The organism is Brevundimonas sp. KM4, assembly GCF_000964075.1.
GTDB classification, from domain to species: Bacteria; Pseudomonadota; Alphaproteobacteria; order Caulobacterales; family Caulobacteraceae; genus Brevundimonas; species Brevundimonas huaxiensis.
Genome location: NZ_JZRG01000023.1, coordinates 1 through 15122 on the forward strand (window position 1 = coordinate 1; position 15122 = coordinate 15122).

The 15122-nt window shown below is 67.7% G+C and carries 15 protein-coding genes; 5 read left to right on the forward strand and 10 right to left on the reverse strand.

Annotation, left to right across the window (positions count from 1 at the left end; genetic code table 11):
- From VH88_RS16070 to topA, 4 genes are all read right to left on the reverse strand, one after another.
- Positions 1–398 (reverse strand): hypothetical protein (locus tag VH88_RS16070; RefSeq protein ID WP_197071084.1); only part of this gene is annotated, 398 nt, incomplete at its 3' end.
- Positions 395–1120, reverse strand: a complete 726-nt coding sequence (locus tag VH88_RS16075) for a hypothetical protein (protein WP_156146830.1) — start codon at positions 1118–1120, stop codon at positions 395–397. The genes VH88_RS16075 and VH88_RS16070, both read right to left, overlap by 4 nt.
- The gene (gene mutL / locus VH88_RS12760; RefSeq protein WP_045811655.1) at positions 1117–3003 is read right to left on the reverse strand and encodes a DNA mismatch repair endonuclease MutL; all 1887 of its coding nucleotides are present in this window, start codon (positions 3001–3003) and stop codon (positions 1117–1119) included. Before mutL ends, VH88_RS16075 begins: the two co-directional genes overlap by 4 nt.
- 196 nt (positions 3004–3199) lie before the next feature.
- The gene (gene topA / locus VH88_RS12765; protein WP_045811600.1) at positions 3200–5818 is read right to left on the reverse strand and encodes a type I DNA topoisomerase; all 2619 of its coding nucleotides are present in this window, start codon (positions 5816–5818) and stop codon (positions 3200–3202) included.
- Between the two features lie 156 nt (positions 5819–5974).
- Between topA and VH88_RS16080 the strand changes: the two genes are divergently transcribed.
- Positions 5975–6157: a hypothetical protein gene (locus VH88_RS16080; protein ID WP_156146831.1), complete on the forward strand. Its 183-nt coding sequence runs from the start codon at positions 5975–5977 to the stop codon at positions 6155–6157.
- On the opposite strand, the gene dprA is transcribed toward VH88_RS16080, so the two are convergent.
- On the reverse strand, positions 6154–7227 hold the full coding sequence (gene dprA, locus VH88_RS12770; RefSeq protein ID WP_045811601.1) for a DNA-processing protein DprA: 1074 nt from the start codon (positions 7225–7227) through the stop codon (positions 6154–6156). The genes VH88_RS16080 and dprA overlap by 4 nt on opposite strands.
- Positions 7224–7862 (reverse strand): glycerol-3-phosphate 1-O-acyltransferase PlsY, encoded by a 639-nt coding sequence (gene plsY / locus VH88_RS12775; protein WP_045811602.1) that lies wholly within the window; start codon positions 7860–7862, stop codon positions 7224–7226. The genes dprA and plsY overlap by 4 nt, the downstream gene beginning before the upstream one ends.
- A 128-nt stretch (positions 7863–7990) precedes the next feature.
- Here plsY and VH88_RS12780 point away from each other — a divergent pair, with 128 nt between their 5' ends.
- Positions 7991–8923 carry a glycerophosphodiester phosphodiesterase family protein gene (locus VH88_RS12780; RefSeq protein ID WP_045811603.1) on the forward strand — a complete coding sequence of 311 codons (933 nt, stop codon included), beginning with the start codon at positions 7991–7993 and terminating at the stop codon, positions 8921–8923.
- Positions 8924–8931: 8 nt separating this feature from the next.
- Here VH88_RS12780 and pyrC read toward each other — a convergent pair whose 3' ends face one another.
- From pyrC to ruvX, 4 genes are read right to left on the reverse strand one after another with little or no spacing between them, the layout of a single operon-like run.
- Positions 8932–10206, reverse strand: a complete 1275-nt coding sequence (gene pyrC / locus VH88_RS12785) for a dihydroorotase (protein ID WP_045811604.1) — start codon at positions 10204–10206, stop codon at positions 8932–8934.
- Positions 10203–11186 carry an aspartate carbamoyltransferase catalytic subunit gene (locus tag VH88_RS12790; RefSeq protein WP_045811605.1) on the reverse strand — a complete coding sequence of 328 codons (984 nt, stop codon included), beginning with the start codon at positions 11184–11186 and terminating at the stop codon, positions 10203–10205. Before VH88_RS12790 ends, pyrC begins: the two co-directional genes overlap by 4 nt.
- A 52-nt stretch (positions 11187–11238) precedes the next feature.
- On the reverse strand, positions 11239–12162 hold the full coding sequence (locus VH88_RS12795) for an AEC family transporter (protein ID WP_045811606.1): 924 nt from the start codon (positions 12160–12162) through the stop codon (positions 11239–11241).
- Positions 12159–12638 carry a Holliday junction resolvase RuvX gene (ruvX, locus tag VH88_RS12800; protein ID WP_045811607.1) on the reverse strand — a complete coding sequence of 160 codons (480 nt, stop codon included), beginning with the start codon at positions 12636–12638 and terminating at the stop codon, positions 12159–12161. The genes VH88_RS12795 and ruvX overlap by 4 nt, the downstream gene beginning before the upstream one ends.
- A gap of 73 nt (positions 12639–12711) precedes the next feature.
- Here ruvX and VH88_RS12805 point away from each other — a divergent pair, with 73 nt between their 5' ends.
- The 3 genes from VH88_RS12805 (at position 12712) to gatA (ending at position 15121) form a co-directional block, all read left to right on the forward strand.
- On the forward strand, positions 12712–13257 hold the full coding sequence (locus VH88_RS12805) for a hypothetical protein (protein WP_156146832.1): 546 nt from the start codon (positions 12712–12714) through the stop codon (positions 13255–13257).
- Between the two features lie 95 nt (positions 13258–13352).
- Positions 13353–13640: an Asp-tRNA(Asn)/Glu-tRNA(Gln) amidotransferase subunit GatC gene (gatC, locus tag VH88_RS12810; protein WP_039247681.1), complete on the forward strand. Its 288-nt coding sequence runs from the start codon at positions 13353–13355 to the stop codon at positions 13638–13640.
- Between the two features lie 2 nt (positions 13641–13642).
- Positions 13643–15121 (forward strand): Asp-tRNA(Asn)/Glu-tRNA(Gln) amidotransferase subunit GatA, encoded by a 1479-nt coding sequence (gene gatA, locus VH88_RS12815; RefSeq protein WP_045811609.1) that lies wholly within the window; start codon positions 13643–13645, stop codon positions 15119–15121.
- Position 15122 lies beyond the last annotated feature (1 nt).

Consider the following 15122-nt stretch of genomic DNA (forward strand, 5'->3'; position numbering starts at 1 on the left):
CCACTTTTACGGGGGAAGATCAATATCGGTATCCGGAAGTGAGCGCCGGCTTCTGCTTCATTTGCAAGCCGCATGATGGCTGGAAACCAAGCTAAGAAGAACGCTGCCTGGCCCCATTTGCCCAAACTTCCATACCATTTCATGTGTGGAAACACGGCTACAAGACCAGACGCTTCTAGGGCTGCTCGTTCTAGCTGGACACGGCGCATATTGCCGTCGCCTGAAACTACTAAACGACCGCCACGAGCGGCGAACTCTTCAATCCAGTTGACGTCCGGCTGGCCTCGCTGTGCAAGCTCCTGAGGCGTCTCAAGTTGGAAATTCTGCGGAACCCTAATGGCTCTTAAAGCATCGACGATGCGGGGATTGATGCACTCGTCGAAGCGGATAAGGGTCAAGCAGCAATACGCTGTTCAAATGCAACGGCTTGGTTGACCGCTGCTTCGCTGACTCCGAACCAGTCGGCAGCCTCTGTTAATCCGTCCACTTCTGCGGATGTGGCCAAAGTCTCGGTAGGAATGGCCGCTGACTCTTCGACGATTACGGGTCGTCCAAAGGCCTTCGCCGGGTCAATTCGAACGAGCGGCATTTCCTCTGGGTAAGGCTCAAGCCATGCTGCACGCCCACTTTTGAAGACCACTCGTCCAGCTAAAGCTGGTCTGATCACTTCGGGGTGCAAGTATGCTTCGGTTAGAAGATCGACGATCTTTTCGCCCTTGAGTTCCAAGACTGAGGCACCGTCAGTTATCAGCTGGCGTTCACGAGCTAGAGGATGCGGGTCGCTCCAACGCTGTCGCATGGCCTTCATGGCCTGAGCGAGTTTTCGGCGGGAAATCCCTTCGACAAGGAGATAATTGATCGCCCTTGCTTCGATTAATCCATCGAAAGAAAGCGCCAGACGGCCAGCGACTGAAGGCAAATCGGTCTTAATCAGGGGTGGATTGCCCGATAGCCAGGAGGCCACCTTAGGGGCATCGACGTCGAGCAACACGGCAACTTGTGTTGTCGTGAAGGCGCCGCGTCGCCCAAGCTCAATCCAGTCAGATGGTGTGTGCACTGCTACCTCTGAGCGCATATGCGTTGCAATGTGGGTTGTTGGCAATTGGACTTTTGTGCTCACCTCCTCCCGAACAGCTTCTCCAGATCGTGCAGCTTCAGCTCCACATAGGTGGGGCGGCCGTGGTTGCATTGGCCGGAGTGGGGGGTGGCTTCCATCTGGCGGAGAAGGGCGTTCATCTCCGGCGCCGAGAGGACGCGGCCTGAGCGGACGCTGCCGTGGCAGGCCATGGTGCCGCAGATGGCGGCGAGCCGTTCCTTGAGCGACAGGGCCTGGCCGTGTTCGGACAGGTCGTCGGCGATGTCGCGGATCAGGCCCTGAACGTCCGTGTCGCCCAGCATGGCCGGGGTTTCGCGCACCAGGACGGCGCCGGCGCCGAAGGCCTCGACGATCAGGCCCATCTCGGCCAGTTCCTCGGCGCGCCCGGCGACGCGCTCGGCCTCGGCGGGGTCCAGATCGACCACCTCGGGCGTCAGCAGGGCCTGGCGGGTCACGGCCCCCTCGGCCATCTGGGCCTTCGTCCGCTCATAGACCAGCCGCTCGTGCGCGGCGTGCTGATCGACGATGACCAAACCATCGCGGGTCTGGGCGACGATATAGTTGGCGTGGAGCTGACCCCGCGCGGCGCCCAGGGGGTAGTCGAGGGGGTCCTGAGGCGGAGTGGCGAGTGGCGAGTGGCCAGTGGCGAGATCGCGGTTTTGGGCGGGCTGCGACGGCCATGAGGGACCGTCCCATGACGGCTCGACGCGGGCGCTGCGCTCGTTGAGGCCGGGCAGGACCTGGGCGGTCTGTGAAGCCGGCGCGTTCCAACCGGCCCATCCGGACCAGCCCTCGGCACTCGTCCCTCGCCACTCGCCACTGTGCGTCACGCCGGTGTGGGGCTGAAAACCCGACAGGGCGTCGGCGGCGACGGTTGTTGAGGCGCGGTGGCCGGCGGCGTGCAGCGCGTGGCGCAGGGCGCCGACGATCAGGCCGCGCACCAGGGCCGGATCGCGAAACCGGACCTCGGCCTTGGCGGGGTGGACGTTGACGTCGACATAGAGCGGATCGATGTCGAGGAAGAGGACGGCGGCCGGATGCCGGTCGCGCGCCAGGAAGTCGGCATAGGCGCCGCGCAGGGCCCCTTGCAGCAGCCGGTCCTTCACCGGGCGGCCGTTGACGAACAGATACTGATGCGCCGCATTGCCGCGCGAATAGGTCGGCAGGCCGGCATAACCCGACAGGCGCACGCCGTCCCGCTCTTGATCGATCAAGAGCGCGTTGGCCTCGAAGTCGCGACCCAAGAGGGCGGACAACCGCTTCAGACGGCCTTCGTCGCCCGGATGTTCGGCGGGCAGGCGCAGCGTGACCTTGCCGTCCAGCGACAGGGTGAAGGCGACGGCCTCGTGCGCCATGGCCTGGCGCTTGATCTCTTCGGAGATGGCCATGGCCTCGGACCGCTCGGACTTCATGAACTTGAGCCGGGCGGGGGTGGCGTAGAAGAGGTCGCGCACCTCGACCCGCGCGCCATGCGGGCCGGGGAAGGGGGCGGGGGCCAGGGGCCGGGTCTCGCCGCCCTCGACCGTGATGGCCCAGGCGTCGGTCTCGTCACGCGACCGGGTGGTGATCGACAGGCGGGCGACCGAGCCGATGGAGGGCAGGGCCTCGCCCCGGAAGCCCAGGGTGTGGATGCGCAGCAGGTCCACGTCGCCGGCGTCGTCCGGCTCCAGCTTTGACGTGGCGTGGCGTTCGATGGCCAGCGGCAGTTCGTCCTTCGGAATGCCCTTGCCGTCGTCGGCGATCAGGATGCGCGACAGGCCGCCGCCGTCGGCCTGGATCTCGATATTGCGGCCGCCGGCGTCCAGGGCGTTCTCGACCAGTTCCTTGATGGCGCTGGCCGGCCGCTCGACCACCTCGCCGGCGGCGATGCGGTTGACGGTTTCGGGGGAAAGACGGCGGATGGGCATGAGCAGGCGAAGATAGGGCGCGGGGGGGATTCGCGCCATGCGTCAGGCGTCCTTCTCCCCTCGGGGGAGAAGGTGGGGCCAGAGGCCTCGGATGAGGGGGGGCTTTCGGCCTCTGGATGGTGAGGGGGAGACGGCATCTGGCAGCCCCCTCATCCGTCTCGCTCCGCGAGCCACCTTCTCCCCCGAGGGGAAGGGATTACTCGGCGGTCTTGGCCTTCTTCGCCGGAGCCTTCTTGGCGGCTGGTTTCTTGGCGGCGGCCTTTTTCGGAGCCGCGGCCTTCTTGGCGGGCGCCTTCTTCTTGGGCGCGGCGCCGGCCTTGGCGGCGAGCAGGGGCAGGGCGTCTTCCAGGGTCAGGTCTTCCGGCGCCGTGCCCTTCGGCAGGGTGGCGTTGATCTTGCCGGACTTGACGTAGGGGCCGAAACGGCCGGCCATGACGTGGATCGGCTCGCCCGTTTCCGGGTGGGCGCCCAGGTCCTTGAGCGGCGCCGTCGCCGCGCCGCGACCGGGACGACCGGCGCGCTTTTCCGCCAACAGGGCCACGGCGCGGTTCAGGCCGACCTCGAACACCTCGTCGATGTCCGAGACATTGGCGTAGGTCCCGGCGTGCAGGACGAAGGGACCGTAACGGCCCAGGCCCGCCGTGATCATCTTGCCGTCCTCGGGGTGGACCCCTACCTCGCGCGGCAGGGCCAGAAGACGCAGGGCCTGTTCCAGCGTCAGGGACGCCGGCGACCAGCCCTTGGGCAGGGACGAGCGTTTGGGCTTGTCGCCCTCGGGCGGCGTGATTTCGACGTAGGGGCCGAAGCGGCCGATCTTCAGCTGGACCGGTTGGCCCGTTTCCGGGTCGATGCCCAGTTCGCGGTCGCCGCTTTCGGCCGAGCCGTCCTCAGCCGACGGGCTGGCGACGGGACGGGTGTATTTGCACTCGGGATAGCGATCGCAGCCGATGAAGGCGCCGAAGCGACTGGTCTTCAGGCTGAGTTGGCCCTGGTGGCACAGGGGGCATTCGCGCGGGTCGGTCCCGTCGCCCTTGTCCGGGAAGATGTGGGCGCCGAGGCTTTCGTTTAGGGCGTCGAGAATGGCCGTGGTGCGCAGTTCGCCGGCGGCTTGGGTCGCGGCGTGGAAGTCCTGCCAGAAGTTGCGCAGCAGCACCTTCCAGTCCAGCTGACCGGCCGAGACCTCGTCGAGCTGGGTCTCCAGCGCGGCGGTGAAGTCGTATTCGACCCACTTCCTGAAGAATTGCTCCAGGAAGGCCGTGACCAGCCGTCCCTTGTCCTCGGGATAGAAGCGGTTCTTGTCGACGCGGACATATTCGCGGTCGCGCAGGGTCGACAGGGTCGAGGCGTAGGTCGACGGGCGGCCGATGCCCAGCTCTTCCAGCTTCTTGACCAGGGTGGCTTCCGAATAGCGCGGAGGCGGTTCGGTGAAATGCTGGTCGGTGCGGATGGCGTCGACCTTGGCCTTGGCGCCTTCTTTCAGCGCGGGCAGGCGTGTGGCATCATCGCCCTCGTCTTCGCTCTCCGCGCCCTTCTGCTTTTCGTCGCGGCCTTCCTCATAGACGGCGAGGAAGCCGTCGAAGGTCACGACCTGGCCGGTGGCGCGCAGACCCGTCTGGCCGTCGGCGGTCTCGATGTCGACGGTGGTGCGGTCCATCCGGGCCGCCTCCATCTGCGAGGCGACCATCCGTTTCCAGATCAGTTCATACAGGCGCTGAAGATCGGATTCGAGGCGCAGGCTGTCGGGATGGCGCGCGATGTTGGTCGGCCGGATCGCTTCGTGCGCTTCCTGAGCATTCTTGGCCTTCGTCTTGTAATAGCGCGGTTCTTGCGGGACGAAGGCCGGACCGAACGCCTGATTGATGACCTCGCGCGCCTGGGCGATGCCCTCGGGCGTGGTCTGGACGCCGTCGGTCCGCATATAGGTGATCAGGCCGCCGGTCTCGTCGACGCCTTCATACAGTTTCTGCGCCGCCTGCATGGTGCGCTGGGCCGAGAAGCCGAGCTTGCGCGCCGCCTCCTGCTGCAGGGTAGAGGTGGTGAAGGGCGGGGCCGGATTGCGTCGGACGGGCTTCTTCTCCACCGCATTGATGGTGAAGTCGCCGGCCGCGATGGCCGCGCGGGCGGCGGAAGCCGTCGCCTCGTCCTTGATGTCCAGACGCTGGATGCGCTTGCCGGCGTGCTTGACCAGGCGGGCGGTGAAGGGCGGGCTGTCGGCGTTCAGGTCGGCCTCGATGGACCAGTATTCCTGAGCCTGGAACTTCTCGATCTCCATCTCGCGATCGACGACGATGCGCAGCGCCACGGATTGGACGCGGCCGGCCGAGCGGGCGCCCGGCAGCTTGCGCCACAGGACTGGCGAGAGGGTGAAGCCGACGAGGTAGTCCAGCGCGCGGCGGGCCAGATAGGCCTCGACCAGTTCCATGTCGATTTGACGTGGATTGGCCATGGCGTCGAGCACGGCGGACTTGGTGATGGCGTTGAAGGTGACGCGCTGGACCTCTGTGTCCTTCAGCGCCTTTTTCTTGTTCAGCACCTCCAGCACGTGCCAGCTTATGGCTTCCCCTTCGCGGTCGGGGTCGGTCGCCAGGATGACGCGGTCGGCGCGCTTGGCGGCCTCGGCGATTTCGGACAGGCGTTTGGCGCCCTTGGCGTCGGCCTCCCAATGCATGGAGAAGTCGTCGTCGGGCAGGACCGAGCCATCCTTGGACGGCAGATCGCGGACGTGGCCGTACGAGGCCAGGACCTCATAGTCCGAGCCCAGATACTTATTGATGGTCTTGGCCTTTGCGGGGCTCTCGACGATGACGAGGTTCATAACGGTCCGGTCTCGGGAAGGGGCGCGAACGTGGTTGGAACGGAGCCGTGAGTCAATCGCACCTGTTGTCTTACATCTCTAGATAGTGCCTTTGATGCTAACTAGTTGTGCTACTCTCTCGCTGAGATTGATCCGTCTTTCAGAGGAGGTGCGACATTGGGTAAGACGCAACCTAACCAAGCCGTTCACGGCGAGGCCGACACGAAGCCTTTTGCTGTAAGAAAATACATCGGCGCCATGGCGCTGGAAATGGCGCGGCTGGCGCGGGACGAGGGCGACGTGCGGCTGGCCGGCTTGCTGGAACAGGCGGCGGCCGTGGCGGGTCATCCGCAGGCCTAAAGAGAAGCCAGGCCGCCGGGCAGCAGGTCGGCGCGGCCGGTCAGGCTGAGCTCCAGCAGGGCGGCGGCGACCTGGGACACCGGAGCGTTGAGGGCGCGGGCGATCTCGTCGCGCGGCGTGGGGGTCGGCGACAGCAGAGTGGCGACGCGGTCGAGGAAGGCGTCGTCGATGTCGCCGTCGAATCGCATCGGATCGGCAGGCGGCTCGCGCAGGATGCGCAGGGTGTTGAAGGCGCGGTCGATGTCCTCGATCCCCTCGCACAGGATGGCGCCCTGACGCAGCAGTTCGTTCGGACCGCGCGCGCGGGGATCCAGCGGCGATCCGGGCACGGCGAAGACATCGCGACCCTGTTCGGCGGCGAGACGGGCGGTGATCAGGGAGCCGGACCGGACCTCCGCCTCGACCACCACGACCCCGCGCGACAGGCCCGAGATGATGCGGTTGCGGCGCGGGAAGTCGCGTGCCTGGGCGCGAGCGCCGACCGGGCTTTCGGAGACGACGCAGCCTTGTTCCGTCAGGCGGGCGTAGAGGTCGGCGTGTTCAGACGGATAGATGTCGTTCACCCCGCCCCCCAGGACCGCGACGGTCCCGGTCGCCAAGGCGCCTTCGTGGGCGGCGGCGTCGATGCCGCGCGCCATGCCCGAGACGACGACATGACCGGCCTGACCGAGTTGCTGCGCCAGACCGCGTGCGATCCGCTGGCCGCCCGCCGAGGCGATGCGGGCGCCGACGATGGCGACCGAGGGCTGATTCAGCAGATCGACGCGACCGCGCGTCCACAGGATCGGGGGCGGCGGGTCGACTGCGGCCAGCATTTCGGGATAATCGGGATCGCCCAGCACCAGCAGGCGCGCGCCGATGGCGTCGCCGGCGGCGATCTCGCGTTCGACCGTCTCGACGGGGGGCGGAATGGAGGCGGCGCCGAACTTGCGCACCAGAGCGGGCAGGGCGTCCAGCGCACCGAGGGCCGAGCCGTAGCGGCCGATCAGTTGGGTGAAGGCGACGGGGCCGATGCGGTCGGTGCGGGCGAGCCGCAGCCGGGCGAAGCGTTCGGCCGGGTCCAGGCTCACGCCTTCTTGGCCCCGATGCGCGGTTCCTCGCCCTTCAACAGTCGGGCGATGTTCTGGTGATGTCGAACCCAGATCAGGACGGCGGCGAAGACGGTCAGGGCGAGGATGGGCAGGCTGACCGGCAGGCCGACGACGGCGAGCGGCAGAAGCGCCAGCAGCGGCGCGGTCGCCGATGAGATGAGCGCCGCCAGCGACGAATAGCGGAACAGGAAGGCGCAGAGCAGCCAGACCGCCCCCGCCATCAGGCCCAGCGGCCAGGCGGCGGCCAGCAACAGGCCGTAGAAGGTGGCGACGCCCTTGCCGCCCTTGAAGCCCAGCCAAACAGGAAAGAGGTGGCCCAGGAAGGCCGCGCCGCCGGCGATGGCGCCGGCCAGTTCGCTGCCGAACAGATGACGGGCGATCAGCAGGGTGACCGCGCCCTTGCCGGCGTCCAGCAGCAGGGTGGCCAGGGCCAGATCCTTGCGGCCGGTGCGCAGGACGTTTGTCGCGCCGATGTTGCCCGAGCCGATGTTGCGCACGTCGCCGGCGCCGGCTGCACGCGTGATCACCACGCCGAACGGAATCGAGCCGAGCAGATAGCCGCCCAGCGCCACCAGCGCCAAGGTCCCGATCGCGGGGCCCACCAGATCCTGCACGTTGATTCGCTCCCCGCGTGTCGTTGCGGCAAAATGCGTCGCGGGGCGGTCGGGAGCAAGGGCGATCCGACCTCTTGACCCGATGATCGGCGCAGCGTTTGGTCCGCGCGTCTTTCCGGAGCCGATCCATGACCCGTATTTCCGCCGCCGCCGCGACCCTGCTGCTGCTTTCGACGACAGGTTGCGTGGGTGCGCCGCCGATGGCGTCTGCGCCGTCGTCGGGGCCGGCGATGGCGGCCTATTTCGACTGCGTGCGGGACGGCGGCGTGGCGATCTCGGCGCACCGGGCGGTTTCGGCTCTGGACCAGCCCGAGAACTCCATCGCCGCCATCGAGGCGACGGGCCGGGCGATCCCCAATGCGATCCTGGAGCTGGACGCGGTCCTGACCAAGGACCGGCAGCTGGTTCTGATGCACGACGACACCATGGACCGGACGACCACGGGACGCGGGCGGGTCGCGGACCTGACGCTGGCCCAGGTGAAACAGGCGCGGCTGAAGGCGTCGAACGGCGCCCTGACGCGCGCTGCGCCGCCGACGCTGGGCGAGGCGCTGGACGCCGCCGGACGCGTGGGCGCGATCGCCAGCATCGACCTGAAACCCGCGGACGGCGAAACCACGGTCGATCTGGCGCGAGCGGTGATCGATCAAGTGCGCCGGTCGCGGGCCGGCAACCGGGTGATCCTGATCACCTACAATGACGCCGACGCGCGGGCGGTGGCGGCCATGGCGCCGGAGATGATGATCTCGGCCGGGCTGAGCGGTGTGGATAAGCTGAGCGGGCTGAACCCGGCGCAGATCCTGGCCTGGACCGGCACGCGCGAGGAGCGTCCGGCGCTGTGGCGCGCCCTGCGCGAGGCCGGCGTCGAGGTTCAGTTCGGCACCTTGGGCGCCGAGGGCGTGCGCCGCGACGATCGCTACGCCGCCGACGGGGACGTTTCGGAATATCGCGATCTGGTGCGCCAGGGCGTCACGGTGATCGCCACCGACACGCCGCTGGCCGTCAAGTCGGTGCTGGGCGCCGAGGTGGCCAAGGCCGCGACGTGCGCGCGGCCGCGCTGATCTGAGCCTTAGAAGACCTTTCGACCGCCCACCCAGGTTCCGATCAGCTTGCCCTGAAGCCGGCGGCCATCGAAGGGCGAGTTCTTGGACTTGGAGTGAAGGGCGTCGGCGTCGATGATGACGGGGGCGCCGGCGTCGAACAGGATGAAGTCAGCAGGGGCGCCCTCGGCCAGGACGCCCGCGTCGAGGCCGAGCAGGGCGGCGGGGCCCTGGGTCAGCGGACGCAGGACGTCGAGCAGGTCCAAACCGTCTTCGTGATGCAGGGTCAGGGCGGCGGGCAGCAGGGTCTCCAGGCCGATCGCGCCCGGCGCTGCCTCGGCGAAGGGGCGGCGCTTGTCCTCGGCCGGAGCCGGGGCGTGGGCGGAGGTGATGACGTCGATCAGGCCCTCCCGCACAGCCTCGATCAGGGCCTGGCGGTCGGCTTCGGAGCGCAGCGGCGGGTCCAGCCGGTAGAAGGTGCGATAGTCGCCGATGTCCACCTCATTGAAGCACAGGTGGTTGATCGAGACGCTGACGGCGACCTCCAGCCCCTTGGCGCGGGCGCGGGCCAGGGTGTCCAAGGCGCCCTCGGTGGAAATCTGATCCACCAGGAACCGCGCGCCGGTCTGTTCGACCAGGGCCAGGTCGCGCTCCAGCCCGATCCGCTCGGCGATGGCGGGGCTGCCAGACAGACCGAGGCGCGTGGCCAGTTCGCCGGAGGCGGCGACCGCGCCTTCCGTCAGCCAGGGGTCGGCCGGGCGGCAGGCGATCAGGGCGTTGAAGGCGGCCGCGTAGCTCATCACCCGTTGCAGGGTGCGGCTGTTGACGATGACCTTGTCGCCGTCGGTGAAATACAGGGCGCCCGCCTCGTCCATCAGGCCGATCTCGGCCATGCGCTGACCGTCCAGGGCCTTGGTCGCGGCGCCGGCGGCGCGGACGTTGACCAGGTTCAGCGCTGCGCCGCGTCGCTGGATAAAGTCGATCATGGCGGGGTCGTCGACGGCGGGATCGGTGTCGGGCTGGACCACGATGGTCGTCACGCCCCCGGCGGCGGCGGCCAGGCTGGCGGACTTCAACGTTTCCTTGGGCTCGGCGCCGGGTTCGCCGGTCTTGACCCGGATGTCGATCAGGCCGGGCGCGAGGCACAGACCGTCGGCGTCGATGATTTGATCCGCCGCCACGTCCGGCGTCGGGCCGTGGATCACGCGGCTGATACGACCGTCCTGGATCAGCAAGCCGCCGGGGCCGTCATAGTCGGAAGCGGGGTTCAGCAGGCGGGCGTTGAGAATGGCGACGGTGGTCATCGGGCGTCTCCCCAACGGGCGGAGAGGGAGGCCAGCACCGCCATGCGGGCGGCGACGCCCATCTCGACCTGATCCTGGATCAGGGAGACGTCCAGGTCGTCGGCCACGTCGGAATCGATCTCGACGCCGCGGTTCATGGGCCCGGGGTGCATGACCCGGGCGCCGGGATTGGCCCAGGCCAGCTTCTCGCGACCCAGGCCCCAGAAGCGGAAATATTCGCGGGTCGAGGGGACCAGGGCGCCGGCCATCCGCTCCAGCTGAAGCCGCAGCATCATGACGACGTCGCAGCCCTTCAGACCTTCGCGCATGTCATGGAAGACCTCGCAGCCCCAGCGGTCCGCGTCGCCGGGCACCAGGGTCGGCGGGCCGATCAGGCGGACGCGCGCCCCCATCATCTGCAACAAGGCGACATTGGAGCGGGCCACGCGGCTGTGGGTGATGTCGCCGCAGATGGCGACGGTCAGGCTGGTCACATCGCCGAAGGCGCGGCGCATGGACAGCAAATCCAGCAGGGCCTGGGTCGGATGTTCGTGGCGGCCGTCGCCGGCGTTGACTACGGCGCAACCGACCTTCTGGCTCAGCAGTTCGGCCGCGCCCGAGGCCGAGTGGCGGATGACCAGGATGTCGGGCTTCATGGCGTTCAGGGTGACCGCCGTGTCGATCAGGGTCTCGCCCTTCTTCACCGAGGAGGCGGCGACCGGCATGGTCACGACGTCGGCGCCCAACCGCTTGGCGGCGATCTCGAAGGAGGAGCTGGTGCGGGTCGAGTTCTCGAAGAACAGGTTCACGACCGTGCGGCCGTGCAGCAGATCCAGGGCCTTGGACGACTGGCGATTGAAATCGACGAAGGCGTCGCCGAGATCCAGCAACTGCGGCGTCACATACGGATCGAGGTCCGATGCGGCCAGGAAGTGCGGTTTGGGGAACGGAACCAGCCGGTCGCGGATGGTCTGATCGGTGACTTGTGCGGACTGGGTCATCGAGACGCGGCTATAGGCGGGAGTCGCTCCCATTGCCAGCGTGCGGCGCCAGTCAGGTGAAGTGAAACAGGGCCAGCAGGATGGGGATGACCACGGCGCTGCCTACGGTGGTCAGGGCGATGACGCCGGCGATCAGGGGCGCGTCGCCGCCCATCTGACGCGCCAGGATGTTGGAGGCGGCCGAGCCGGGCGCGGCGCCGCAGATCAGGGCGATGCCCTGCGCGAGGCTGTCGCCGCCCAAAGCCCAGGCGATGAACCACATCAGCGGCGGCATGACCCCGAGTTTGACCAGGCTGACAGCGGCGATGGTGGTGCGGCGGCGTTTGACTTCGGCGAAGGACAGACCCGCCCCGGCGACGATCAGGCCCAAGGGCAGGGCGGCGGCGCCCAGCAGGTCCATCGCATCCGACAGGCCAGGGATCAACGGCACGCGCAACAGATTAAGCGCCAGGCCGATCAGGCAGGCCAGGAGGATCGGATTGGCCAGCATCGACTTGATCAGGCCGATCACCGACGGCTCGCGGCGCAGCGACCCCCATTTCGCCAGCACGGCGACGCAGGCGATGTTGGTGACGGGAATGATGAAGGCGATGGCGACGGCGGCCACCGCCGTGCCTTCCGAGCCATAGACCGACTGGATCACCGGCACGAAGACGAAGCTGTTCCAGCGGATCACGCCCTGAAAGACGCTGGTGTAGGCCGGACCGTCCAGGGTGATCAGGGGCTTGGACGCCAGGGTCGCGGCCGCCACGATCAGCGTCGCGCCCACCGCCGCCGCGCCCGCCACGGTCGCGCCGCCGCCGGCGAGGTCGGCGTGCCAGATCGCGGGGATCAGGAAGCTGGGATAGAAGATGTTGATCGACAGCTTCTCGATCGGCCGCCAAGCCTCGTCTGGCAGGAAGCCGGACTTTCTGAGGCCGTAGCCCAGGGCGATCATCAGAAAGACCGGCAGGACGCCGGCGATCAGGGCCGTCAAACCCAGGTCGCCTGGTCCCGAACCCGATCCAGCGCGCCTTGCAGAATCCAGGCGGCGGCGGTGCGGTCCACGACCTGGGCGCGGCGTTTGCGGTTCAGGTCCAGATCCTCGATCAGGAAACGCTCAACGGCGCTGGTGGACAGGCGCTCGTCCCAAAAGGCGATGTTGACGGGCCGCAGCCGCTCCAGATTGCGGGCGAAGGCGCGGCACGACTGGGCGCGCGGACCTTCCGTGCCGTCCATGTTGGCGGGCAGGCCGATGACCAGGGCCGAAACCTTGCGATGCGCCATCAGTTTGAACAGGTGTTCGGCTTCGAGCGTGAACTTGGACTTGCGGATCAACTCCAGCGGCGAGGCGATCAGGCGGGTGGAATCCGACACGGCGACGCCGATGGTCTTCTCGCCCAGATCCAGCCCCATCCACGGCGTGTCGGGCGGGCAGGCGGCGGGCAGGTCGAGGAGGTCGAGGACGGGCACGGCCTGCGGTTAGGACTGGCGCGCACCGAAGTCAAAGGCGATGGTGACGATGATGGACAGGAAGGATGATGACATGCGCATAGCGACAGCAGCGATGACGGCTCTCGGGCTTGTGCTGAGCGGTTGCGGACAGTCCGACGCGCCGGCCAAGACCAAGACCGCACAGGATACTCAGATCGCGGCAGCCGCGCCGACGCCGAGCCCGATCACGCGCGCGGCCCCGTCACCGACCACCAAGCCGGTCGGGCCTGCCGAACGGCGCGCGGCTGCTGCACGCGAAGAGATCGGCACGGCGGCCGACGTGTCGCAGTTGCAGGCCCTGCCGGATCAGAGCGCCAAGGTCTTCAGCCTGTCGGGCGGCGATCCGGCGGTGAACGGTCTGGTGACCTATTTCGCCCTGTTCGGCGGTTCAGCCGAGGGCTGGCGCGCCTATCCTTTGGGCGACTACGCCGAATGGAAGGTCGTCGAGGCGAAGGCCGGGCGCGTGGTCCTGGCGGTGCGTCAGGACACGGCGGGGCCAAACGGCGACATCCTGAAGGTGGAGCGCACGGTTCAGATCGACTTCCCCTCAAACGGCGAGACGCCGCCGGACGCGGTGTCCGTCAGCACGTCGCAGTGAGATCACGCCTGACGACGGGCGGCTGATCCTTGTGAATCCCAAAGCGTGCGGCTAATCCGACCGCTTCGTTTTCATTTTGTGTGTTGGAGGGCCGCATGGCCATCGACGCTGCGACGGTGCGCAAGGTTGCGCATCTCGCCCGCATCAAGACCCCCGAGGACCGGCTGGAGCCGCTGGCGCAGGAGCTGAACGGCATCCTGGCCTGGATCGAGCAGTTGGATCAGGTGGATGTCGAAGGCGTGGAGCCGATGACCTCGAACGTCGCCCAGCCGCTGCGCCTGCGCGACGACGTCGTCACCGACGGCGCCAAGGTCGATGCGGTCCTGTCGAATGCGCCCAAGTCGGCGGACGGCTTCTTCGTCGTGCCCAAGGTGGTCGAATAGTCATGAGCGACCTGACCAAATTGACCCTGAAGGGCGCCGTCGACGGGCTGAAGGCCAAGGACTTCACATCGGCGGAAATCACCCAGGCCTTCCTGACTACGATCGAAGCCGCCAATCCGACCCTGAACGCCTATGTCGAGGTGACGGCGGACAAGGCCATGGACATGGCGCGCGCGTCCGACGCCCGCATCGCCTCCGGCCAGGGCGGGGCGCTGGAAGGCGCGCCGCTGGGGATCAAGGACCTGTTCTGCACCGAGGGCGTGCAGACGACGGCCGGCTCCAACATGCTGCGCGGCTTCACGCCCCCCTATGAATCGACCGTCACCGCCAATCTGTGGCGCGACGGGGCGGTCATGCTGGGCAAGCTGAACATGGACGAGTTCGCCATGGGCTCGTCCAACGAGACCTCGGCCTTCGGTCCGGTCAAGAACCCGTGGAAATCGACCGGCTCGAACGCCGAGCTGACACCGGGCGGTTCGTCGGGCGGTTCGGCCTCGGCCGTGGCGGCCGACCTGTGCCTGGCCGCCACCGCATCGGACACCGGCGGTTCGATCCGCCAGCCCGCCGCCTTCACCGGCACGGTCGGGATCAAGCCCACCTATGGCCGCGCCAGCCGCTTCGGCATGGTGGCCTTCGCCTCGTCGCTGGACCAGGCCGGGCCGATCACCAAGACGGTCGAGGACGCGGCCCTGCTGCTCCAATCCATGTGCTCGTTCGACGCCAAGGATTCGACCAGCCTGGACATCGCCACGCCCGACTGGACCCAGTCGGTCGGCCAATCGGTCAAGGGCCTGCGCATCGGCGTGCCGCGCGAATATGTCGTGGACGGGATGCCGGCCGAGATCCAGGCCCTGTGGGATCAGGGCGTGGCCTGGCTGAAGGACGCCGGCTGCGAGATCGTCGAGATCAGCCTGCCGCACACCAAATACGCCCTGCCGACCTACTATATCGTGGCCCCTGCCGAAGCGTCTTCGAACCTGGCCCGCTACGACGGCATGCGGTTCGGGCATCGGGCGGAGGACTTCAAGTCGCTGGACGATCTGTATGCGACCTCGCGCGCCGAAGGCTTCGGCAAGGAGGTCCAGCGTCGCCTGACCATCGGCGCCTATGTGCTGTCGGCCGGCTTCTATGACGCCTACTACGTCAAGGCGCTGAAGGTGCGGCGTCGCATCGCCGAGGACTTCGACAACGTCTGGGGCCAGGTGGACGCCATCCTGACGCCGTCGACGCCGTCGGCCGCCTTCGCGCTGGGCGACAAGCAGATCGACCCGCTGACCATGTATCTGAACGACGTCTTCACGGTGACGACCAATCTGGCCGGCCTGCCGGGCATTTCGGTGCCGGCGGGCGTGGACGCCGGCGGCCTGCCGCTGGGGCTTCAGGTCATCGGCAAGGCGCTGGACGAGGCGACGGTCTTCCAGGTCGGCGCGGCGCTGGAACGGGCGGCGGGCTTCACGGCCAAGCCGGGCAAGTGGTGGTGAG

Bases quoted from the DNA above. Each gene is read 5' to 3' on its own strand.
- mutL (WP_045811655.1), bottom strand. From the start codon at position 3,003: ATGCCCATCCGCCGTCTTTCCCCCGAAACCGTCAACCGCATCGCCGCC.
- topA (WP_045811600.1), bottom strand. From the start codon at position 5,818: ATGAACCTCGTCATCGTCGAGAGCCCCGCAAAGGCCAAGACCATCAAT.
- VH88_RS12780 (WP_045811603.1), top strand. From the start codon at position 7,991: ATGACCCGTATTTCCGCCGCCGCCGCGACCCTGCTGCTGCTTTCGACG.
- pyrC (WP_045811604.1), bottom strand. From the start codon at position 10,206: ATGACCACCGTCGCCATTCTCAACGCCCGCCTGCTGAACCCCGCTTCC.
- VH88_RS12790 (WP_045811605.1), bottom strand. From the start codon at position 11,186: ATGACCCAGTCCGCACAAGTCACCGATCAGACCATCCGCGACCGGCTG.
- VH88_RS12805 (WP_156146832.1), top strand. From the start codon at position 12,712: ATGCGCATAGCGACAGCAGCGATGACGGCTCTCGGGCTTGTGCTGAGC.
- gatC (WP_039247681.1), top strand. From the start codon at position 13,353: ATGGCCATCGACGCTGCGACGGTGCGCAAGGTTGCGCATCTCGCCCGC.
- gatA (WP_045811609.1), top strand. From the start codon at position 13,643: ATGAGCGACCTGACCAAATTGACCCTGAAGGGCGCCGTCGACGGGCTG.